Source organism: Candidatus Eisenbacteria bacterium (assembly GCA_035712145.1).
Taxonomy (GTDB): Bacteria; Eisenbacteria; RBG-16-71-46; order RBG-16-71-46; family RBG-16-71-46; genus DASTBI01.
This window is the reverse complement of record DASTBI010000252.1, coordinates 42,401-64,234: the sequence shown is the minus strand read 5'-3', so window position 1 is coordinate 64,234 and position 21,834 is coordinate 42,401. Positions and strand designations below refer to the sequence as shown.

Below are 21,834 nucleotides of genomic sequence, written 5' to 3'. Positions count from 1 at the left end.
GGGGAGGATCATGATCGACTGGAAAAGGTCGCACCGCGCCTGCGCGCTCGTATGCCTGTTCGCCTGTTCGTGTGCCGTGAACCGTGAGATCCCGCGCGGGGAGTACGCGGCGCGTCCCGAGCGCGAGCGGGTCACGGTGGTGACCAAGGCGGGCGCCAAGTACGAGTTCGACCGCGTGCAGGTGCGCGCGGACAGCCTGTTCGGCCAGAAGCAGCTCGAGACGGAGGGGTCGTTCGACGAGTACCGGACCACGGCGCTCGCGCTCGACGAGGTGTCGACCCTCTCGGTTCGCCAGCTCGACTGGTTCAAGGTGGGGGTCGTGGCCGGTGTGGCGGCGGCCGTGGTCCTGGCGGCGGTCCTCACCCAGCCGAGCAGCGGCGACGGCGGTGATGGCGGGGACGACGGGAACTGCGGCCCGAGAGGTTGTCCCTAGGGCTCGAGCCAGTGGGTGACGAGCGCGGCGAGCCCGGCGCCGACGAGATCCGCCAGCAGATCGGTCTTGTCGAAGCGCTCGTCGAAGATCTCCTTGCCCACGCCGAACGTGATCGACACGCCGGCGGCAGCCGCGGGCTCCTCGGTCGCGACACCGACCGCGAGCCCGATGGCGAAGGAAAGCGACGCGTGCTGGTAGAGGTCGGCTCGACCGCGGGTCGTCTCGAGCGGTGGAGGAAGCTCCTTCGGAACCTCCCAGCCTATGATTGTTCCACCCGATCGACTGACCTCCACGGTGTCGATCCCCTGAGCCACGAAGCCATGATCCAGGCGCGGAGCCTCGGCGAACGCGGGCGACGCTGACAGGAGCAGGAGCGTGATGGCGCCCGCCCACGCTTGGCGTAGAGTTGGGTTCATCATGCCTCTCATGATGCCTCGCTGGCTCGACGACTGGATGAAAGGCCGCGGCGCCGCGGCTCGGCTGCGCGCGCAGAGAACCCTGGCTTCGCACGTCTGGCCCGCCCGGCTCCTCGACGTGCTGGCCCGGCTGCGCGAAGGCGGTCATCGCGCCTACCTGGTCGGAGGTACGGTGCGGGATGCGCTGCTCGAGCGCAAGGGCGACCCGACGTTCGATGTGGCCACGGACCTGCCGCCCGATCAGGTGAGCGCGCGCTTCACGCACGTGGATCCGATCGGGTTGCGCCACGGCACCGTGCTCGTGATCGAGCCGGGCATCGAGGTCGAGTGCACGACGTTTCGCCGCGAAGGCGCGTATTCCGACGCGCGCCGGCCGGACCACGTGACCTTCACTCGAGACCCGCTCGAGGATCTCGACCGCCGCGACTTCACCGTGAACGCGATGGCATGGGATCCGGCGCGGGCGGAGCTGCTCGATCCGCACGACGGCGCGAACGATCTCGAACGCCGCCGGCTGCGCGCGGTGGGAGAGCCGCTGGAACGGTTTCGCGAGGATGCGTTGCGGCCGCTGCGCGCGGCCCGGCTGGCGGCCGCGCTCGAAATGTCGCTCGATGCCGAGCTGCAGCGGGCGCTCGCTTCGATCTCGGCGCCCGAGAGCGGAGTGAATCTCGAAGCGGTGGCGCTGGAGCGCGTGCGCGTGGAGCTTTCGAAGATGATGGCCTCGCGGCAGCCCTCGGTCGGGCTCGAGATCATGCGCGAGTCGGGGCTTCTCCAGCGCTGGCTGCCGGAGCTCGCGCACTGCGTGGGCGTGCCGCAGAACCGCTACCACGCCTATGACGTCTATCGCCACAGCCTGGTGACGTGCGATGCCGCGCCGGCCGAGAAGCCCGTGGTGCGGTGGGCCGCGCTGCTCCACGACATCGGAAAGCCGGACACGCGGGTCGAGCGGGAGGGTGAGGGGACGTTCTACGGTCATCAGAACGTCGGCGCCGACCTGGCCGACCGGCTGCTCGGGCGCCTGCGTTTCGCCACCGAGTTTCGCGAGCAGGTGGTGCACCTGATCCGCGAGCACATGTTCGACTACCGCCCGGAGTGGAGCGACGGCGCCGTCCGGCGCTGGATCCGGCGCGTCGGCCCGGAGCGGGTGGCGGATCTATTCGACCTGCGGCTCGCGGACGCGATCGGCAACGGCAAGCGTCGCGGCTTCCCCGCCAACCTGGAGGCGTTGCGCGCCCGCATCGAGCGCGTGCTCGGCGACTCGCGCGCGCTCACGGTCGCCGATCTCGCGATCGACGGCCACGGCGTGATGCACGAGCTGGGACTCGGCCCGGGTCCCGAGGTCGGATCGGCGCTCGAGGCGCTGCTCGAAGAAGTGCTCGACCATCCGGATCGCAATCAGGAGGAGGTTTTGCGATCCCGCCTGCGTCAATGGCGCGCGGAACGGGCCCCGAAACCTTGACACCTTTCACGGCACCCCCGTATCCTGCGGCCCGCAAAGGAGGTGGGGCCTCTCCTTCCTGCCCCACGTTGAGACCCGTGGTGTCGATGTCCGCAGTCCAAAAGCCGGTGCGACACGAGCTGGCGCGGGTGCAGACGCACCTCCGCGAGCTCTTCCGCACGCCCATTCCCATCCTCAACCAGGTGGGGGGGCACGTGCTGGCCACTCGGGGGAAGAAATTCCGCCCGACGCTGCTCCTGCTCACCGCCAGGCTGCGGGGGCACCTGGGGCAGGACGCGGTCTTGTGCGCGACGGTGGTCGAGATGGTTCACGCCGCCGCGCTCATCCACGACGACTCCGTCGACCGCAGCGACCTGCGGCGCGGCGTGCCCACGGTGAACGGCCTCTGGACCGACGAGATGGCGATCATCATGGGCGACTACCTGTACGCGCAGGCGATGACCACGCTGGTCACGAACAAGTTCGATACCGCGATGGCGATCATGGCGCGGGTGGTCACCGAGATGTCGTGTGGCGAGGCACTCGAGTTCCAGTATGCGCGCGATCTCGACGTCACCGAGGAGCAGTACGAGGTCCTGATCCGCAACAAGACCGGATCGCTCATCGGGGCGGCCACCGAGATCGGCGCCGGGCTCAATGGCGGGGCCAAGGATCTGACGCGTCGCGAGCGTTACCGCCGCTTCGGCGAGCAGGTGGGAGTCGCCTTCCAGATCGTCGACGACCTCATCGACTACCTCGGCGATCCCGAGATCACCGGCAAGCCGGTGGGCGCCGATCTGGCGGAAGGCAAGGTGACGCTGCCGCTCATCGCCGCGCTCCGCGACGCGACGGAAGCCGATCGGCGCCGGTTACGCGAGCTGGCGGCGCGCAAGCGCTGGACGCCTCATCAGTGGAACCGGCTCAAGGGCCTGATGGAGAAGAGCGGCGGATTCGCCTACGCGCGCCGGCGCGCCGAGTCCCTCGCGGACGAGGCGCGGCGCACGCTCGAAGGCGAGCCGCGGGGCGTGGCACGGAAGGCACTCGATCACGCCATCGATTACGCCGTGCACCGAGATCGGTGAGCGGCGCGCTCCGCCGACCCCTGCGTTGACCACTCGTTCCCGCACCTCGACTCGCGCCGCGGCCTCTCGCCTGCTCCACGAGGCTGCGAGCGCCGTGCAGAGCAAGAAGGCGGTGGAGCCGGTCGCGCTCGATCTCCGCGGACTCGAGGGCGTGGCCGACTACTTCCTGATCTGCTCCGCGAGCAGCGAGTTGCAGGTGCGCGCCATCGCCGAGGCGGTCGAGGAGAAGCTCTCCGAGCTCGGCGCGCGTCCGTGGCACATCGAAGGCCGCGAGGGATGGCGATGGGTGCTGCTCGACTATGTGGAGCTGGTGGTTCACGTGTTCCACCATCGGACCCGCGAGTACTACCTGCTGGAGCGATTGTGGGGCGACGCAAAGAAGGTGGATCTTGATCTGGACCCGGCTGACTGAGGGCCTGGCCGTCGCGCTCCGGAGCGCCGGCCTCGGAGACCCCCGCCATCTCGAGCGCATCGAGCTCGCGATCCCCCGCGACCCAGGCCACGGCGACTGGACCACCAACATCGCCCTGCTGCTGGCCCGGGAGGTCGGGAAGCCTCCGCGCGCGCTGGCCGAGGCGCTCGCCGCGGCGTTCCCGCGTGACCCGGAGATGTTCGCCTCCGTCGACGTGGCCGGACCCGGCTTCGTGAACTTCCGCTACAGCGACCGCTTTCTTGCCGAGCTGCCCTCGACGATTCGCCGCGCCGGCGAGCAATTCGGCGCGTCCGACACCGGCCGCGGCGTCACCGTGCTGGTCGAATACGTGAGCGCCAACCCGACCGGCCCCTTGAACGTCGTGAGCGCGCGCGCGGCGGCGGTGGGCGCCGCGCTGGTGCGTCTGCTGAGCGCCGCGGGCTTCCGCGCGGCCGGGGAGTTCTACGTCAACGACGCAGGCCGCCAGGTGGATCTGCTCGGCGAATCGTTCGCCGCGCGCTTCGCCGAATCGATCGGGGAGGAACGGTCGTTCCCCGAGGAGGGCTACCGCGGCGCGTATGTCGCGGATCTGGCCGGCGAGCTGCCACGCGCCGAAGCGCGGGCGGCGCTCGAGCGCGCCGACCTGGAATGGTTCCGCGATCAGGCGCTGGATCGCATGCTGGCCTGGCAGAAGAAGGACCTCCAGGCCTACGGCGCCGAGTTCGACCGCTGGTTCCGCGAGACGGAGCTGCACAAGGGCGGCAAGGTCCAGGAGACGCTCGAGGCGCTCGAGACGCGGGGCATGACGTACGTGGCACGGGAGCCCGAAGGCGGCCCCGGCGACCGGCCGCATCAGCGGGACGCGGAGGACGCGACGCTCGAGGAGGCGACCTTCCTGCGCACGTCGCGCTTCGGCGACGACATCGACCGCGTGGTGGTGCGCAGCAATGGCGCGCCCACGTACCTGCTGCCGGACATCGCCTATCACCGCGACAAGCGGGCCCGCGGCTTCCGGCACGTGATCGATCTGTGGGGCCCGGACCACCACGGCTACGTGCCACGCATGAAGGCCGCGCTCCTCGCCCTGGGGCTGGAGCCGGACTTCTTCGAGGTCCTGATCGTCCAGCAGGTCAACCTCGTGTCGGGAGGTCAGCCGGTGAAGATGAGCAAGCGGGCGGGAGAGTTCGTGACGCTGCGCGATCTGGTGGATGACGTGGGCGCCGACTGCGCCAAGTTCTTCTTCCTGATGCGGTCGACGAGCGCTCATCTCGACTTCGACCTCGACCTGGCGAAGCGCCAGAACGACGAGAACCCGGCCTACTACGTCCAATACGCGCACGCTCGCATCGCCTCGATCCTGCGCTTCGCGGCGGACCGCGGGCTGGCGCCCAACGCTCCGGGCGCCGCGCGCAAAGTCGAAGACGAAGCCCCCGAGGAGCGCGCCCTGGAGCGCCGGCTGGCGGCATTTCCGGAAGTGGTGCGCGGCGCCGCGGCGACGCGCGAGCCGCATCGGATTCCGGGCTACCTGATGGAGACCGCGGCGGAGTTCCACCGCTTCTATCACGCCTGCCGCGTGGTGAGCGACGACGTGGAGAAGTCGCGGCGGCGGCTCGAGATCACCGACGCCGCCCGCATCGTGCTGAGGAACGGGCTCTCGCTGATGGGTGTGAGCGCCCCCGAGCGCATGACCCGGGCGGAAACGGAGGTGAGCCAGGCATGAGCGAGATCCTGGTGGTCGGCTCGGTGGCGCTGGACACGATTCGCACGCCGTTCGGCGAGGCGGTGGAAGCGCTGGGCGGCTCGGCGTCCTACTTCTCGTTCTCGGCCAGTCACTTCGCCAAGGTCGCGATCGTCGCGGTGGTGGGCGAGGACTTTCCCGCGGAGCACCGCCAGGCCTTCCTGCAGCGCGGCGTCGACCTCGGCGGACTGCAGAGCGCTCCGGGTAGAACCTTCCGCTGGCGCGGGGAGTATGCGGCGGAGCTGGGTCACGCGCGCACGCTCGAGACCCAGCTCAACGTCTTCTCGACCTTCCACCCGAAGCTCGACGACACGCACCGGGCGTGTCCCTACGTCTTCCTCGCCAACATCGATCCCGACCTGCAGCTCGAGGTGCTGGATCAGATGAAGCGGCCGCGGCTCACCGTGTCCGACACCATGAATTACTGGATCGCGCGCAAGCCCGAGCGGGTGATGGACGTCCTGAGGCGTGTGGATGTCGCGCTGCTCAACGAGGAGGAGGCCCGGGCCCTCTCGGGGGAGACCCAGCTGGTGCGGGCGGCCGGCCGGCTGGTGGAGCGCGGCGGCAAGGCGGTCATCGTCAAGAAGGGGGAGCATGGGTCGCTCTACCGCTCGGAGGACCAGCTCTTCGTCACTCCGGCCTTTCCGGTGGCGGGCCTTCAGGATCCGACCGGCGCCGGGGACAGCTTCGCCGGCGGCTTCCTCGGGTGGCTGGCCCGGTCAGGCAGCCTCGGGATGCCGGTGCAGCGCCAGGCCATGGCGTTCGGCACCGCCATGGCTTCGCTGGCGATCGAGGCATTCAGCCCCGCGCGGCTGATCGCGGCGGACGGCGATGAGATCTCCCGCCGCGTCGCCCGGCTGCATGAAATGGTTGCTTTCGACCTCGAGAAGTCCTTTCCTTGAGCTTCAGGCGATCGTCCAGGCGGCGCCCGTTGTGCTATGCTCTCCCGTCACTTACTACCCCGGACGGTGAGGAGGGGCCGTGTCAGTCGTGGACGCGCAGACATCCTGGTTCGCCAAGGCCGAGTCCGAGATCAAGACACTGAAGGACGTCGAGAGCGCCAGCATTCAAGGCGAAGGCGACGTCATTCACGAGATCCACGTCCTCACTCGCTCGAATCGGCCGCCCAAGCAGATCGTTCGCGACGTGCAGGCGGTTCTCCACAATCGTTTCAAGCGATCGATCGATTACCGCGTGGTCTCCGTCGCCTACCTGTCGAGCGATGCGACCAAGCCCGATCATACCGCCGGCAACGGAACCGCTTCTGCCCCGGCCGCCGAGCCTGCGAAGCCGGCTCCCGTCGAGGCCCAGCGTCCGGCGGTGGCGAAAGTGGTCGAAGCGGCGCCGGCGCCCGCCTCGCGTCCCGCGCCTCTCGAGGAACGCATCCGCTTCGGCGGCGTCAACCTGTACGTCTCCGGGCCGCGCACGCAGGCTCAGGTCGAGCTCTTGTGGCGGAACTTGCCGCGGATGGGAACGGCGGCAGGCTGGAGCACGCGCTCCGGTGCGCACCGGCTGGTGGCCCAGGCGACGCTGTCCGCGGTCCAGGAGTTCCTGGCCGATGAGCTCGCGCTGGGCTTGATGGACGTGGAATTCTTGAGGCTTGGCAAGAAGCGGGCGGTGGTGGTATCGCTCTCGATGTTGGTGGAGCGCCAGGAGAAGATCCTGGTCGGCACATGCGTCATCGAGCCGGATCTCCACCAGGCGGTGGTGTTCGCAACACTCGCGGCGCTGAATCGGCTGGTCGGCGGTCTGCGGCCGAAGGAACCCACCGAATACGTTTTGAGACCGACATCGGTGAAGTAGGAGGTAGCGGAGCGAAGTCCTGAAGCGTAGCGACCCACCGTTGTTCTCCTGAAACGGAATCAAACCTCTGAAGGAGGTGGGTCAAGTGGACTTCGAATTCATCCTCGACCTGATCGAGTTCTTCGGTAAGGCTGGTTGGTAACTCGATAGGCTGCACGTTGAGATGAAGTGAGAGTAGTCTCCGAAACACCGATGTCGGTCTTGTCTTCTCACCTGCCGCCCCGCCCGGAGTCGCTCTGCACGGACGCATGACTCGCGAAGGCGCCGCCGTCCCGCGCGGATCCCTTCTTCTTCTGCTCCTGTCGGTGAGCGCCGCGGTCGTGCTGTGGCGAAGCGCTCCCGAGCTCTCGCAGGTCTCGCTGGGCTGGGGGCTCGCGGCGCTCGTGCTCATTTCATTCGGCGAGCTCGGCGCCGTTCAGCTTCCCGGCGGTGGCTATGCGTCGGCCGTGGCAGCCGTCGACATCGCCTCCGTGTTCCTGCTCGGCCCCGCCGCGACCGCCTGGATCCACGTGGCCGCCACGCTCGGCGTCCAGGGGCTCTTGCGCCGGCGCCCGATTCGTCGGCTGATCCACGACGTGTCGGCCAGCGCGCTGGCCACCTGGCTCGCGGGCGCCGCGTTCGTCGCCGCCGGCGGAAGGGTCGGCGCGCTCGAGCTGCCGTCCGGACTGACGCCGATGGTCATCGCGTGTGTCGTCTACTTCGTTCTCGACTCGCTGCGCGTCACCAGCGCGCTGGCGCCTTCCTGGACCGCGGGATGGCGCTCGTGGCAGCAGGTGTACGGGCACTCCCTGCTGCACCACGCTTCGTTCCTGGCGCTGGGGTGCTGCATCGCGGTCGTCGCCCTGCGCGTCGGCCCGTGGGCGCTCCCGCTCCTGCTGCTTCCGGTGCTGGTGGCGCGCCACGCCTTCGCGCATTACGTCGGGATTCGCGGCGACCTCAAGGACTTCGTGCGCGCCCTGTCGGAGGTGCTGGACGAAGTCGACCCGTACACGCGGCAGCATTCGATGCGGGTGGCCCAGTACGCCGTGCGCCTGGCGCGCGAGCTGGGCGCGAGCGAGGCGGAGGTGGAGGACATCGAATACGCCGCGCTGGTTCACGACCTTGGAAAGATCGGACCCCAGCATCAGAAAATTCTTCAGAAGCCCGGAGCCCTCACGCACGAAGACCAGCGCACGCTGCGCGGACATCCCGCCACCGGGGCCGGCATCATCGGCAAGGTCGGCGCCCTGCGGCGATCCGCCGAGATCGTCCGGTTGCACCACGAGCGTCCGGACGGACGCGGGTACCCGCTCGGGCTGCGAGGCGATCAGGTGCCGCTCGGGGCGCGGATCCTCAACGTCGCCGATGCGTTCGACGCGATGACCTCGGACCGCTCTTACCGGCGCGCGCTCGATCTCGAAGATGCGCTCGCCGAGCTCACGCGCGGCGCGGGGACGCAGTTCGATCCCGCCGTCGTGCGCTGTCTGCTCGCGCTCCACGAGGCAGGACGGTTTCCGAAGCTGTCCAGCCCGAGCAGCGAGGAGCTTCAGTCGCTGCGCTGGCGGTCGGCCCAGGCGAGGACGTGATGCGCTACCGCGACGCGGGAGTGGACATCGCGCGCTCTGACCAGGTGAAGGACGCGATGGCGAAGTCGGTGCGCGCCACCTGGACCGACGCGGTGCGTCCGCTGCCCGGCGGCTTCGCCGGCGTCATCGACTGGCCGGGAGGGCCGCCGCTCCTGGCGGCGACCATGGATGGCGTGGGCACCAAGCTGCACCTGGCGCTCGAATGCGGGCGAGTGGGCGACGCTGCGGCCGACCTCGTCTATCACGGAGCCGACGACCTGCTGGTCCACGGCGCCCGTCCGCTGGCATTCCTCGATTACATCGCGCAGTCCCGGCTCGACGCCGCGGTGGTGCTGGACGTGGTGCAGGGACTTTCGCGAGCGTGCAGCGAGGTCGGCGCGGTGCTGCTCGGCGGCGAGACCGCACAGATGCCCGACACGTATCTGCCCGGCGTCGTCGACGTGGCGGGATGCATGCTCGGCGCCGTGATGCCTGGGAAGCTGCTCGGTGTCGACGCGGCCCGGCCCGGCGACCGGCTCCTCGGCCTCGGGTCGTCGGGCCTCCACACCAATGGGTATTCACTGGCGCGCAGGATCCTGGACTCCTCGGGCCTCGACCGGCGCTCGCCGCTGCCCGGAGGGAACGGAGAATCGCTGGAAGACGCGCTGCTGGCGCCGCACCGCTGGTACGGGCCCACGCTGCTCCCGCTGATCGAGGCGTCCCGCGTGCGCGCGCTCGCGCACGTGACGGGAGGCGGCATCGCGGGGAACCTGAAGCGCGTGCTGCCCGAAGGCTCCCGCGCGCAGGTCGACACGGCGGCATGGCCGCGTCCAGCGCTGTTTCGGTGGCTTCAGGCCCTGGGCCGCGTGCCCGAAGAGGACGCGCGCGAGGCCTTCAATCTCGGGATCGGCATGATCGTGGTGTGCGCTCCGGAAGAGGCGTCGGCCGTGGCCGCCGATCTCGAGCGCGCGGGCGAACACGTGTGGCCCCTGGGTGACGTGGTGGAGGGCGAGCGCGAAGTGGTCTGGACGTAGAGAGACCGCACCGCGCGGAGGGGAGGAGGGGATGGAGCGCATGCCACTGGCGCCGGCCTACGGGCTCGGCGATGCGGGCTTCGTGCTCGAGCAGCTGCAGGGAGAGTCGCCGGCGTGGCGGGAAGCGAAGCGCCTGCTCCCGCCGGTCGCGGAGAGCGATCTCCCGGTCCTGCTGCTCGGCGAGACCGGAACCGGGAAGGAGCTGATGGCGCGCGCGGTCCACGCGCTCAGCGCGCGCAAGCGGCGCGCCTTCGTGGCGATGAACTGCGGCGCCACGCCCGACAGCCTGATCGAGAGCGAGCTGTTCGGTCACGCACGCGGCGCCTTCACCGGCGCCGTGGGCGAGCGCCCGGGATTGTTCGAGGCCGCGGATCAAGGCACGCTGTTCCTCGACGAGATCGGCGACGCCAGCGCCCTCCTGCAGATGAAGCTCCTGCGCGTGCTGCAGGAAGGCGAAGTGCGGCGGGTGGGGGACACGGTCGTGCGCAAGGTGGACGTCCGCATCGTGGCCGCCACCCACCGCGAGCTCGACGAGGCGGCCGGCGCCGGAAGCTTCCGCGCCGATCTCCTCTACCGGCTGAACGCCGTGTGCGTGCGGTTGCCGCCGCTGCGCGAGCGAGGCACGGACGTCCTGATGCTGGCGCGACTGTTCCTGGCTCGCGCCGCTCGCGCGATCGGCGCCGGGCCTCTCGAGGTGACGCCGGCGCTCGCCGGCCGCCTGATGCGTCACCGCTGGCCGGGCAACGTGCGCGAGCTCGCCAACGGGTGTGCGTACTCGGTGCGCGTCGCCGGTGCGCGCGGCGTGGTCGGCATCGAGCACTGGCCCACGTCGCTCGAATCGGCTTCACCTGCGAGGCATGGCCTCCATGCGGAGACGCGGGCGCTCGAGGAGCGGCGGCTTCGCGAGACCCTGGAGCGCACGCGCTGGAACAAATCGCGCGCCGCCCGGTCGCTCGGTCTCTCTCGCCAGGGACTGCTCAAGAAGCTCCGTCGCTATGGCCTGGCTGCCGAGCACGCGCCGCTCGAGGACGGCGATCACGAGGCGTGCGTCGTCGACCTTGACGGTGCTGGAGGCGCTACCTAGAGTGCAGCCCTCATTCGACTCTGGAGGGACGCATTGGCCAGGAAGACCTTGCGCATCGCGCTGGTCGGTGTCGGCGGCGCCGCCCAGATCAATCACATCCCCGCGCTCAAGAAGATCGAGGACGTGGAGCTGGTCGCGATCTGCGATCGCGATCGCGAGAAAGTCGGCCGGGTCGCGCAGAAGTTCGGCATCCCCGAGGCGACGAATCGCTTCGACGATCTGCTCGAGGACGAGACGATCGACGCCATCGACATCTGCACGCCCAACTTCCTCCACGCCCCCATGGCCACCGCCGCGCTGGAGGCGGGCAAGCACGTGCTGTGCGAGCGCCCGCTGGCGCGCAGCGCCGACGAGGCGCGGCAGATGGCCAAGGCCGCCCGCAAGTCCGACCGCGTGCTGATGTGCGCCGTCCAGCACCGGTTCCGCGCCGACGCGCAGCTGTTGCGGACCTTCGTGGACAAGGGCGACCTCGGCCAGATCTTCTATGCCAAGGCCGGCTGGCTGAGGCTGCGGACCGAATGGGACTCGGACGAGTGGCGCCGCCAGAAGCGGGAGTCGGGCGGCGGCGTCGTCCTCGATCTCGGCTTCCAGATGATCGACCTGTCTCTCTGGGTGCTCGGAAGCCCCAAGGTGGCATCGGTCACCGCCAGCGTGCATCGACAGAAGAAAGGCGAGGTGGAAGACAGCGCCACCGCGTTCTTCCGTCTCGAGACGGGCGCCACGCTCACGCTCGAGCTCACCTGGGGACTCCTGATGGAGAAGGACTTCGCCTACCTCAATCTGTTCGGCTCCGGCGGCGCGGCGCTGCTCAATCCTTTCCGGCTCCACAAGGGCATGCACGGCGCGCTCGTCAACGTCACGCCGACCCTCGACACGCTGCGCCACCAGTACAAGCAGTCGGTGGAATCGCAGATGGCGCACTTCGCGGAAGCGCTGCGCAAGGGGCAGCGGCCGATGGGGGATGCCGAGGAGATCCTTCCCGTCATGGAGCTGATGGACGCGATCTACCGCTCCGCGGACCAGGGCAAAGAGGTGAAGCTCGCCTAATCGTCGCCGGGTCGCGGCTATCCTTTCGGGCGTCCTTCTCGGCGCCGCGTTCCTCGATCCGCGCCTCGGCATCCTCGCCTGGGTGGCTTTCGTGCCGCTCCTCATGGCGCTCGACGAGGTGACGCGCGGCGACCGGCCGAATCGCGCCGCATGGGACACCGGATACCTCTTCGGCTTCGCCTTCTTCCTGGTCTCCGTGCACTGGATCGCGCGCCTCTCGGACGTCGCCATCACGGTGCCGTGGCTCAAGTACCCGGCCTGGGTCGTGGGGGCCGCCTACCTCGCCCTCTTCCCGGCCCTGGCTTCGACGCTCACGGTGTTCCTCGCGCGGCGCGCCGGCATGACGATCGCCGTGACCTTCGTTCCGGCCTGGCTGGCGATCGAAGCCGCGCGCGCTTCGGGCGAGCTCGGGTTTCCGTGGTTCCAGCCCGGCTACACGCAGAGCGCGATGGTTCCGGTCATCCAGCTCGCGAGCCTCGGGAGTGTCACCCTGGTGACCGCTTGGGTGCTGTTCCTCAACGTGCTGCTCTGGCGCACGATGGTGCCGCGGCGGGACGGCGAGGCGGGAGTGGGACGTGGAATCCTGGCGCTCGCCACCGTGCTCACCGTGGCGCTGCCCTGGCTATGGGGCTCCAGGGTGCTGGCCACGACCCCGAAGCCGCAGGGACCGCGCCCGACGATCGCGCTCGTCCAGGGCAACATCGCGGGGGAGATCAAGTGGAGCGGACGTCATCAGCGCGAGATCCTCGATCGTTTCCTGAGCCTTTCTCGGGAGGCGATGGGCCGCACGCCGCGGCCCGCGCTGGTCGTGTGGCCCGAGACCGCGACCGGAAGCTACCTGCGCCGGCAGCTCGATCAGGCCATCGAGGTGGCGCGTCTGGCCTACGACCATCGCGTCGGTGTTTTCTCCGGCTTCGCCGATTACCGGATCGACTCGATCGGGGTCACGCGCTACTTCAACTCCGCCGGCATCTTCTATCCCACCGGAGAGCCGGGTGAGATCTACGCCAAGCGCCACCTGGTTCCCTTCGGCGAGCGCATGCCGTTCCAGTGGCTGTTTCCGCAGCTTGGCAGGATCGAGCTCGGGCAGGCCGAGTGGACGCCGGGCCGGGGCTCGGTGCTCTTCCCCGGATCCTCGGGCCGCATGTTCGAGCGCGGGCTGGGGGGAAAGTTCGCGTGCCTGATCTGCTTCGAGTCGATCTTTCCCGACCTCTCGCGCGACGACGTGAGGCTCGGCGCGCGCTGGCTGCTCAACGTGACCAACGACGAATGGTTCGGCCGAAGCGCGGCGATCGGACAGCACGCCGCCATGTCCATCTTTCGCGCGGTGGAGAACCACGTGCCGCTGGCGCGCTGCGCCAACACCGGTCTCACCATGATGGTGGACGCTCACGGTCGTGTGGTGGGACGGCTTCCGCTGATGCAGCCCGCCGTGCTCTCCCGCGAGCTTCCTCCTCCGGGTCCGCCCACGTTGTACAACCGGATCGGCGACTGGCCCGCGTGGATGGCCTGGGCGATGGTGGGTGCGCTGCTGTTCCCGCGGCGGCGACGCCCCTGAGCGCCGGGCGCGTTGACAGGCCGGCGCGCGCCCGCCTACGATGCGCCTTCACAAAAACCTCCACATCCCTTCGAGGAGCGACGCCAACGTTGTCCCGCGTGAGGCGCCTGCCGTGAGCCATTCGGTGGCCATTCTGGGGGCCACGGGCCTGGTCGGGAGGACCGCGCTCACCGTCCTGGAAGAGCGCCGCTTCCCGGTGCGCACGCTCAAGCTCCTGGCCAGCGATCGGGAGGATCGCGGCGAGCGATCGCTGCCCTTCCGTGGTGAAGCCGTGCGCGTCGAGCCGGTGAGTCCCGAAGCCTTCGCGCAGGTGGACCTGGCACTTTTCACCTGCGCCAACGAGATCAGCCAGGCATGGGCCGAGGTCGCCCGCTCCGCGGGCGCGCGCGTGGTCGACAACAGCAGCGCCTTTCGCTACTTCGAGGACGTGCCGCTGATCGTGCCCGAGGTGAACGCCGATCGTCTGAGCGCGAGCTCGACTCTGGTGGCCAATCCCAACTGCTCGACGATCGCCATCGTCATGGCGCTCGCGCCGCTGGCCCGTGACGTCGGGATCGAGCGTGTGCATGTCGCCACGTACCAGTCGGCGTCGGGCGGAGGCAGCGATACGCTGGAGGCGATGGAGCAGGGCATCCGCGCGGGACTGGACGGCGATCCGCCGCGCCGCGCCGACGGGACGCCGGCGCTCGCGTTCAACGTGGTCCCGCGCATCGATCGGTTCGAGGACAACGGCTACACCCGCGAAGAGATGAAGGTGGTGTGGGAGAGCCGCAAGATCCTCGGCATTCCGGATCTCGCGATTTCCGCCACGGCGGTGCGGGTGCCGGTACGGGTGGGTCACGGCGCCGCGGTGTCGGTGCTGCTGCACAGCGCGATCACACCCGACGCCGCCCGCGCGCTGTGGAAGGCGTGCCCCGGCATCGAGCTGATGGACGATCCCGGCGCGGACCGCTATCCCACTCCGCTCGACGTGGCCGGCCGCGATACCGTGCTGATCGGCCGGGTGCGGCGCGACCTCACGAATGCCCGCGGTCTGCTCTTCTTCGTGGTCTCGGACAACCTGCGCAAGGGCGCCGCCACCAATGCCGTGCAGATCGCGGAGCGTCTGGCCGAGCTTTTGGAAGCGTCGACGGCGGGGCGGCGATGAGCGACGCGCGCGCCTCGCGGGCCGCCGTGGCGCCGCTCCTGATCGGGACCCTGATCGGCTCGCTGGTGGCGGGACGGCTCGAGACCGGCGCGCTCTGCCTGGCGCTCGCCGCGGGCGCCGCGATCGCGATGCGCGCGCCGTGGCCGAACCGGCGGTGGCGCGTGACGCTGCTGATCAGCGTGGTGCTCGGCATCGTGGTCAACCTCTACCTCATTCCTGGCCGGCCACTGGCCGCCGGGCCGTCGATCGCGGGACACGCACCCACCCGCGAAGGCCTCGAGCTCGGCGCGCTGCTGATGATGCGGCTCCTGGGCGCCATGGCTTCACTCCAGGGACTGCGTGCGGCATGGCCGGGGGAGCGCTCCGCGGATCAGCTGGCGAGCTGGCTGGTTCCGCTCGAGCGACTCCGAGTCCCGGTGCGCGAGCTCAGGACCGTGGTCGGCTTGGCGCTCCGCTTCGCGCCGCTGATGGGCGGCGAGGCGCGGCGCATCGCGCGCGTCCAGGATCTGCGCGCGGGACGTGCGCCGCGCGGGGCGGGCGAGTGGTGGCAGCGCCGGCGGGCGGCCGCGGTTCCGATCCTGGTGAGCTCGCTGGAACGGGCCGAGCGCGTGGCGCTCGCGCTCGAGGCCCGGGGGTACCGGACGCGGCCGTTGGACCTGACCCCGGGCCTCGGGCATCCCACTGCCTGGGGCGTGGCCGGCATCGCCGTGGCGGGGGCGGCGTTGTTATGGCGAGGTTGAGCCGATGCGAACGCTGCGCCTGGACGTGGCCTACGACGGCACGGAGTTCCACGGCTGGCAGCTCCAGCCGAAGCTGCGGACGGTGCAGGGCGTTCTGGAGGATGCGTTGAGCGAGGTGCTGAAAGAGCGAGTGCGGCTGACCGGCGCCGGTCGAACCGACGCCGGCTGTCACGCGCGCGGCCAGGTGGCCAGCTTCTCCTCGTCGACCCGTCTTCCGGCGCGCGCGCTGGCGCCGCTGCTGCGCCGCCACCTTCCCGTCGACCTGCACGTGCTCGCCGCTCGCGACGTCGGCCCGGCTTTCGACGCGCGGCGCTCGGCCGGCGCCCGGCGCTATGCCTACCGCCTGCTCGAGCGGCGCGACGTCCTGCTGCAGAGAATCGCCTGGCACCCCGGGCGCGCGTTGAACCCGGTGTCGCTGGAAACCGCGGTTCGGCCGTTGGAAGGCGAGCACGATTGCGCGGCGTTCGCCGCGAGCGGCGGCTCGACGACGACCACTCTCTGCCACGTGCACCACGCCTCGTGGCGGCGCTGGGAGGGAGGACTCCAGCTCGATCTGGTGGCCGACCACTTCCTCTATCACATGGTGCGCAACGTGGTCGGCACCGCGCTGGCGCTCATGAATCGCAAGGACTCCGCCGCGGCGATGCGCGCGATCCTCGAGTCGCGCTCGCGCGCCCAGGCGGGGCCTACGGCTCCGCCCGAGGGGCTCTGCCTGGAGCAGGTGTTCTACCCCGCGGAGGTCGCATGAGCCGCCCGCGCTGGCCGGGCTTCGCACTCGGCGTCCTGGCGGGCGCGCTGGGGGTGTGGCTGGCTCTGCGTCCCGAGCTGACGACGCGGCCGCCGGCGGCGCAGGCCGCCGACCTGCCGACCTCGCGGCGCAACGCCATCGTCACCGCCTCGCAGAAAGTCAGTCCCGCGGTGGTCTCGGTCAGCGTGGTGGCCACCCGCACCGTGCGCGCGGACCCCTTCGCCGGCATGCTGCGGGACGATTTCTTCGACCGGTTCTTCCCGCCCATGGAGTACGAGCAGAAGATTCCGGGCCTCGGATCGGGCGTGATCATCGATCCTTCGGGCATCGTGCTCACCAACGGTCACGTGGTGAGGAACGCGCAGGAAGTGAAGGTGACTTTGGCTGACGGGCGCCAGCTGCCGGCGAAGATCCTCGGCACCACCGACCTCTACGATCTCGCGGTGCTGAAGGTCGAAGGCCGGAATCTGCCGGCCGCACCGATGGGGAACAGCGACGAGCTCGTGGTGGGCGAATGGGCGATCGCCATCGGCAGTCCCTTCGGCTACCTGCTCAACGACACGCAGCCGACGGTGACCGCGGGGGTAGTGAGCGCGACGCGCAGAGACATCAAGTCGGAGGTCACCGAGTCGGGGATGTACAAGAACATGATCCAGACCGACGCCGCCATCAATCCCGGCAACAGCGGAGGCCCTCTGGTGAACGCCGAGGGCGAGGTGATCGGGATCAACACCTTCATCTTCACTCAGGGCGGCGGCTCCATCGGGCTCGGGTTCGCGATCCCGATCAATCTCGCCCGCCGCATCCTGCAGGAGATCAAGACCTACGGACGGGTCCGCACGGCCTGGCCGGGCATGACGCTCCAGCAGGTCACCCCCTACATCGCGCAACGGCTCGGCTTCAAGGATCTCGGCGGCATGGTGGTCTCGCGCGTGGAGCCCGGCGGCCCGGCTGCGCGCGCGGGCGTGCAGGTCGGAGACCGCATCCGCAAGGTCAACGGCCGTGACGTGGACTCGGTGGACGATGCGCAGCGAAGCATCTATGGCGCGGCGGTCGGCGACCAGCTCAAGCTGGTCGTGGAGCGCGAGGGGAGGACGCAGAACGTGAGTCTCACGCTGGCCGAAGCTCCGCGTGGAGGACGCGAGCCATGATCGATCGCTACTCCCGGCCGGAGATGGCGAGGATCTGGAGTGACGAGCACCGCTTAGCACTCTGGCTCGACGTCGAGCTGGCGGTGACCTCGGCCCGCGAATCGCTGGGGCGGGCGGCGCCGGGGACGGCCGAAGGCGTGCGCCGCACGGCGCGAGTCGACGCCGCCCGCATGGCGGAGATCGAGGCCGAGGTGCGGCACGACGTCATCGCGTTCCTCAGCATGGTGGCCGAGAGTGCCCACGAGGGCGCGCGCGAGCTCCACGTGGGGATGACCTCCTCCGACCTGGTGGACACCGCACTCGCCTGTCAGATGGTCGAGGCCGGCCGGCATCTCCTGAGCGGCGTGAGGTCGCTTCGGCGCGTCACGTGGGATCTGGCGCAGAAGCACCGACTCACTCCGATGGTGGGCCGCACCCACGGTGTCCACGCCGAGCCCATCACCTTCGGACTCAAGCTGCTGCTGTGGAGCGAGGAGCTCGGGCGCCAGCTGGATCGTCTCGAGAATGCGCTCGAGGACGTGGCGGTCGGGAAGATCTCGGGGGCGGTGGGGACGCTCGCGCATCTCGGGCCCGACGTCGAGCGCCTGGCGCTCGAGAAGCTCGGCTTGCGCGCCGAGCCGGTCGCCAATCAGGTGGTGCAGCGCGACCGCCATGCGCATCTCGTCTGCGCGCTCGCGGTGCTGGGCGGAACCCTGGACAAGATCGCGCTCGAGGTGCGGCACTTGCAGCGCACGGAGGTGCGTGAAGCCGAGGAGCCCTTCCGCGAGGGGCAGAAGGGCTCGTCGGCCATGCCGCACAAGAGAAACCCCGTCCAATGCGAGCGCATCTGCGGGCTGGCGCGTCTGCTGCGAGGCTATGCGCAGGCGGCGCTCGAGAACCAGGCGCTGTGGCACGAGCGCGACATCAGCCATTCTTCGGTCGAGCGCGTGATCCTGCCGGACGCTTTTCTGGTCGCCGATTTCATGACCCACGAGCTGTCCGCGGTGCTCGCGGACCTGCGCGTCTATCCGGAGAACATGCGACGCAACCTGGACGCGGGAGGGGGCCTGATTCACTCTCAGCGCGTGCTGCTCGCGCTCACCTCCGCCGGCATGGCGCGCGACGAAGCCTACCGGGTGGTGCAGAAGAGCGCGCTCGAAGCACTCGATTCCGGGGGCTCGTTCCGCGCGCTGCTCGAAGCCGATCCGCGCGTGCGCGAGGTGCTCGGCCAGGAGCGGCTGGCGGCCTGCTTCGAGCTCGATCCCGCGTTCCGCCACGTCAACGACCTGTTCGACCGAGCCGAGGAGCCCGTGCGATGACGGTGACGACTCCGATGGTTCCCGCGTACACCCAGGAAGAGGCGCGCGATCCGGCCGCGGTGTCGCGACGCCTGGCCGCTGCCGGCGTGTCGCTCGAGCCCGACGAGGTGACGCTCCTGCTCGAGCTGCTGGGCCGGCCGCCGCGCTGGGCCGAAGCCGTGCTGTTCGGGATCTTGTGGAGCGAGCATTGCTCCTACAAATCCACGCGGCATCTTCTCAAGCGGCTGCCGACCGAGGCCCCCCAGGTGCTGATCGGGCCGGGCGAGGACGCGGGCGCCGTCGCGCTGCCGGCGCCCTGCCAGGACCTCGCGCTGGTGATGGCGCACGAGAGTCACAACCACCCGAGCCAGCTCCTGCCGGTGGAAGGCGCGGCCACCGGCGTGGGCGGCATCGTCCGCGACGTCGGCTGCATGGGCGCCGAAGTGGTGGCGGTGCTGGACGGGCTGCGCTTCGGTCATCCGGTGCAAGGAGGCGTGCCGGCGCGCGACATCGCGCGCGGCGTGGTGCACGGCATCGCGAGTTACGGCAACGCGCTCGGGGTTCCGAACCTGGGCGGCGACCTCTATTTCGACGAGGCGTTCAACGAGAACTGCCTGGTCAACGTGATGGCGCTCGGGATCGCCCCCAAGGACGGACTGCTGCGGAGCCGCGTGCCCGAAGGTCCAGGACCATGGGTGTTCGTGCTGGTGGGCAAGCCCACCGACGAGAGCGGATTCGGCGGCGCGGCGTTCGCATCGGGCGAGCTCGGCGATGGCGACCAGCGCGGCGCGGTGCAGCTTCCCGATCCGTTCCTCAAGCGCGTGCTCCACGTCGCCAACGCGGAGCTCTTCCGCCGCATTCGCGAGCGCGGGATCCCCGCCGGCTTCAAGGACCTCGGCGCGGGGGGCGTGGCGTGCGCGACCAGCGAGCTGGCCGCGGCGGGCGGACGAGGCGCCGAGATCCAGCTCGAGACGCTCCACCGGGTGGCCAGGAGCGTGCCGCCGGAGGTGCTGCTCTGCGCCGAGACGCAGGAGCGTTACTGCTGGGTGCTGCCCGAATCGTTCGCCGCGGAGGCGTGCGACCTCTATAACCGGGAGTTCGCGCTGGGCCGTGTCTACGGCGGCGCCGCGGCGCGCGTGATCGGACACGCCACCACCGACGCGCAGTACCGCGTGACGTGGAAGGAAGAAGTGCTGGTGGACTGTCCCGTCGAGGCGATCACCACCGGAAGACGGGTGCACCGTCCCGCGCGACGCCGTCCGCCGGCGGCGCCGCTCAAGGTGCCGCGCAAGCATCGGCCGGGCCGCGACGCGCTGCTGACGCTGCTTTCGAGCTACAACGGCTGCTCCCGCGAGTACCTGTTCCGTCACTACGATCCCGAGGTGCAGGGCCGCACCTGGCTCCGGCCGGGTGAAGGCGACGCCGCGGTGTTCCGCGCTCACCCGGATCGCGAGCTCGGGATCGCGGTGGCGCTTGGCGGCAATCCTTACTGGTGCTCGGCCGATCCCGAGCTCGGGGCCCGTCACGCGGTGGCCGAAGCCTGCCGCAACGTGGCGTGCGTCGGCGGACGGCCATGGGCGCTCACCGACTGCCTCAACTTCGGTCATCCCGAAGACCCCGCCGTGATGGGGGATCTGGCGGCCACGCTCGAAGGTCTGGCGGTGGCGGCGGAGTCGCTGGGATCGCTGGCGAGCCGCGGCGCGGCGTTGCCGTTCGTCAGCGGCAACGTGAGCCTCTACAACCAGACCGGCGAGCGCGCGGTGCCGCCCTCGCCGATCGTGATGGCGGCCGGCATGGTTCGCGACGTGTCCACGGTGGTGTCGCAAGCGCTTTCGCGCTCCGGAAACTTCGTGGTGCTGGTGGGAGAGCCGCGCGACCAGCTCACCGGGTCCGCCTACGCGCGCGAGCTGCTCGGCGAGCAGGGCACGGCGCCTCCCGAGCTCAACCTCGAGCGCGAAGGCCGTCTCGAGGCGCTGGCGGTGCTCGCTGCCGAAGGCCGCTGGGTACGCGCGGCGCACGACGTCTCCGATGGAGGGCTGGCGGTGGCGCTGGTCGAGATGCTGCTCGCGAGCCCGGTCGAGCACGGGCTCGGGGTCGACATCGACCTCGGCGTCCTCGAAGCCGACAGCGCGGTGGCGCTGTTCAGCGAGCGCCCCGGCATCGTCTTCGAAGTGAGTCCCGAGCGCGCCGCGCGGCTCTTCCAGGCGGCACGCGAGCGCGGGCTCCTGGCCTGGCCGATCGGGACGGTGGCGGCTTCGCAGCGATTGCGCGTTCTCGAGCCTTCGGGAGAACGATGGGAGTGCGTGGCCGGCGAGCTTCGCGAGGCGGCCGCGCGCCCGCTCGAAGCGTTGTGGAACGAGACGGTCGAGTCATGAGCGCGCCGCGCGTGGCGGTGGTGCAGTTCCCGGGGGTCAACTGCGAGTCGGAGAGCGTGCGCGCCTTGGCGCGCGTGGGTCTCGATGCGGAAGTCTTCCGCTGGACGCGCGCCCCCAGCGACCTGCGGGCATACGACGCCTTCCTGCTTCCCGGTGGCTGGTCGTACCAGGACCGCGTGCGTGCGGGCGCTCTGGCCGCCAAGGATCCGCTGGTCGACGTGCTCGCCGAGGAAGCCGATCGAGGCAAGCCGGTGATCGGCATCTGCAACGGCGCCCAGGTGCTGGTCGAGGCCGGGCTCGTGCCCGATCACGGTCAGGTCGAGCTGGCGCTGGCGCGCAATCGCATGACCGATCGCGGCGGCTACTACGCGCGCTGGATCTATGCGCGGGTGGAGAAGTCGCCGTGCGTGTTCACCCGCCACCTGGAGCCGGGCACGGTGCTGCCGCTCCCGATCGCCCACGGGGAAGGCCGCTTCACCAGCGATGATCCTGAGCGCATGCCGTCGCTCCTGCGCGCGGGACAGGTCCCGCTGCGGTACGCGCATCCGGACGGGTCCGAGGCCGACGGGTTTCCCGCCAATCCGAACGGCGCCGAGGTGGCGGCCGCGGCGGTCTGCAACAACCGGGGCAACGTGCTGGCGATGATGCCTCATCCCGAACGCGCGCAGGACCTGGGCGCGCTGGCGCGCAGCGTCGGCGGTCCGTGGTCGGAGCGGCGCGAGCAAGCGATGAACCAAGGACACGCGGATGCCGAAGGTCCGGGGCTCGCGTTGTTCCACGGCTTGAAGCGGCATCTCGAGGGATGAC

The 21,834-nt window shown here is 70.1% G+C and carries 20 protein-coding genes; 19 read left to right on the top strand and 1 reads right to left on the bottom strand.

Annotation, left to right across the window (positions count from 1 at the left end):
• The first annotated feature begins 10 nt into the window (after nt 1-10).
• Nucleotides 11-433 carry a hypothetical protein gene (locus tag VFQ05_17660; protein HET9328598.1) on the top strand — a complete coding sequence of 141 codons (423 nt, stop codon included), beginning with the start codon at nt 11-13 and terminating at the stop codon, nt 431-433.
• Here the strand turns inward: VFQ05_17660 and VFQ05_17655 are convergent.
• Entirely contained in the window at nt 430-849 is a 420-nt protein-coding gene (locus VFQ05_17655) for a hypothetical protein (GenBank protein ID HET9328597.1), read from the bottom strand. The two genes, VFQ05_17660 and VFQ05_17655, sit on opposite strands and share 4 nt — an antisense overlap.
• Before the next feature lies 1 nt (nt 850).
• On the opposite strand from VFQ05_17655, the gene VFQ05_17650 reads away from it, so the two are divergent.
• From VFQ05_17650 to purQ, 18 genes are all read left to right on the top strand, one after another.
• Entirely contained in the window at nt 851-2,308 is a 1,458-nt protein-coding gene (locus VFQ05_17650) for an HD domain-containing protein (GenBank protein HET9328596.1), read from the top strand.
• A gap of 86 nt (nt 2,309-2,394) precedes the next feature.
• Nucleotides 2,395-3,369: a polyprenyl synthetase family protein gene (locus tag VFQ05_17645; GenBank protein HET9328595.1), complete on the top strand. Its 975-nt coding sequence runs from the start codon at nt 2,395-2,397 to the stop codon at nt 3,367-3,369.
• Between the two features lie 25 nt (nt 3,370-3,394).
• Entirely contained in the window at nt 3,395-3,781 is a 387-nt protein-coding gene (gene rsfS / locus VFQ05_17640; GenBank protein HET9328594.1) for a ribosome silencing factor, read from the top strand.
• Entirely contained in the window at nt 3,759-5,501 is a 1,743-nt protein-coding gene (locus tag VFQ05_17635) for an arginine--tRNA ligase (protein ID HET9328593.1), read from the top strand. The genes rsfS and VFQ05_17635 overlap by 23 nt, the downstream gene beginning before the upstream one ends.
• Entirely contained in the window at nt 5,498-6,421 is a 924-nt protein-coding gene (locus VFQ05_17630; protein ID HET9328592.1) for a PfkB family carbohydrate kinase, read from the top strand. The genes VFQ05_17635 and VFQ05_17630 overlap by 4 nt, the downstream gene beginning before the upstream one ends.
• A 79-nt stretch (nt 6,422-6,500) precedes the next feature.
• On the top strand, nt 6,501-7,322 hold the full coding sequence (locus tag VFQ05_17625; protein ID HET9328591.1) for a hypothetical protein: 822 nt from the start codon (nt 6,501-6,503) through the stop codon (nt 7,320-7,322).
• A gap of 248 nt (nt 7,323-7,570) precedes the next feature.
• Nucleotides 7,571-8,887: an HD-GYP domain-containing protein gene (locus VFQ05_17620; GenBank protein ID HET9328590.1), complete on the top strand. Its 1,317-nt coding sequence runs from the start codon at nt 7,571-7,573 to the stop codon at nt 8,885-8,887.
• Entirely contained in the window at nt 8,887-9,900 is a 1,014-nt protein-coding gene (purM, locus tag VFQ05_17615; protein HET9328589.1) for a phosphoribosylformylglycinamidine cyclo-ligase, read from the top strand. Before VFQ05_17620 ends, purM begins: the two co-directional genes overlap by 1 nt.
• A gap of 31 nt (nt 9,901-9,931) precedes the next feature.
• A complete protein-coding gene (locus VFQ05_17610; GenBank protein ID HET9328588.1) occupies nt 9,932-10,984 on the top strand; it encodes a sigma 54-interacting transcriptional regulator in 1,053 nt (350 codons plus the stop codon).
• A 33-nt stretch (nt 10,985-11,017) separates the two neighbouring features.
• Nucleotides 11,018-12,031, top strand: a complete 1,014-nt coding sequence (locus VFQ05_17605; GenBank protein ID HET9328587.1) for a Gfo/Idh/MocA family oxidoreductase — start codon at nt 11,018-11,020, stop codon at nt 12,029-12,031.
• Nucleotides 12,032-12,050: 19 nt separating this feature from the next.
• Complete coding sequence (lnt, locus tag VFQ05_17600; GenBank protein ID HET9328586.1) at nt 12,051-13,589, top strand: apolipoprotein N-acyltransferase; 1,539 nt, start codon at nt 12,051-12,053, stop codon at nt 13,587-13,589.
• A 112-nt stretch (nt 13,590-13,701) separates the two neighbouring features.
• On the top strand, nt 13,702-14,736 hold the full coding sequence (locus VFQ05_17595; protein HET9328585.1) for an aspartate-semialdehyde dehydrogenase: 1,035 nt from the start codon (nt 13,702-13,704) through the stop codon (nt 14,734-14,736).
• On the top strand, nt 14,733-15,476 hold the full coding sequence (locus VFQ05_17590; protein HET9328584.1) for an energy-coupling factor transporter transmembrane component T: 744 nt from the start codon (nt 14,733-14,735) through the stop codon (nt 15,474-15,476). Before VFQ05_17595 ends, VFQ05_17590 begins: the two co-directional genes overlap by 4 nt.
• A gap of 4 nt (nt 15,477-15,480) precedes the next feature.
• A complete protein-coding gene (gene truA / locus VFQ05_17585) occupies nt 15,481-16,224 on the top strand; it encodes a tRNA pseudouridine(38-40) synthase TruA (protein HET9328583.1) in 744 nt (247 codons plus the stop codon).
• Entirely contained in the window at nt 16,221-17,375 is a 1,155-nt protein-coding gene (locus VFQ05_17580; protein HET9328582.1) for a trypsin-like peptidase domain-containing protein, read from the top strand. The genes truA and VFQ05_17580 overlap by 4 nt, the downstream gene beginning before the upstream one ends.
• Complete coding sequence (purB, locus tag VFQ05_17575; GenBank protein ID HET9328581.1) at nt 17,372-18,673, top strand: adenylosuccinate lyase; 1,302 nt, start codon at nt 17,372-17,374, stop codon at nt 18,671-18,673. The genes VFQ05_17580 and purB overlap by 4 nt, the downstream gene beginning before the upstream one ends.
• On the top strand, nt 18,670-21,027 hold the full coding sequence (gene purL, locus VFQ05_17570) for a phosphoribosylformylglycinamidine synthase subunit PurL (GenBank protein ID HET9328580.1): 2,358 nt from the start codon (nt 18,670-18,672) through the stop codon (nt 21,025-21,027). Before purB ends, purL begins: the two co-directional genes overlap by 4 nt.
• Nucleotides 21,024-21,833: a phosphoribosylformylglycinamidine synthase I gene (purQ, locus tag VFQ05_17565; protein HET9328579.1), complete on the top strand. Its 810-nt coding sequence runs from the start codon at nt 21,024-21,026 to the stop codon at nt 21,831-21,833. Before purL ends, purQ begins: the two co-directional genes overlap by 4 nt.
• The last annotated feature ends 1 nt before the right edge of the window (nt 21,834 follow it).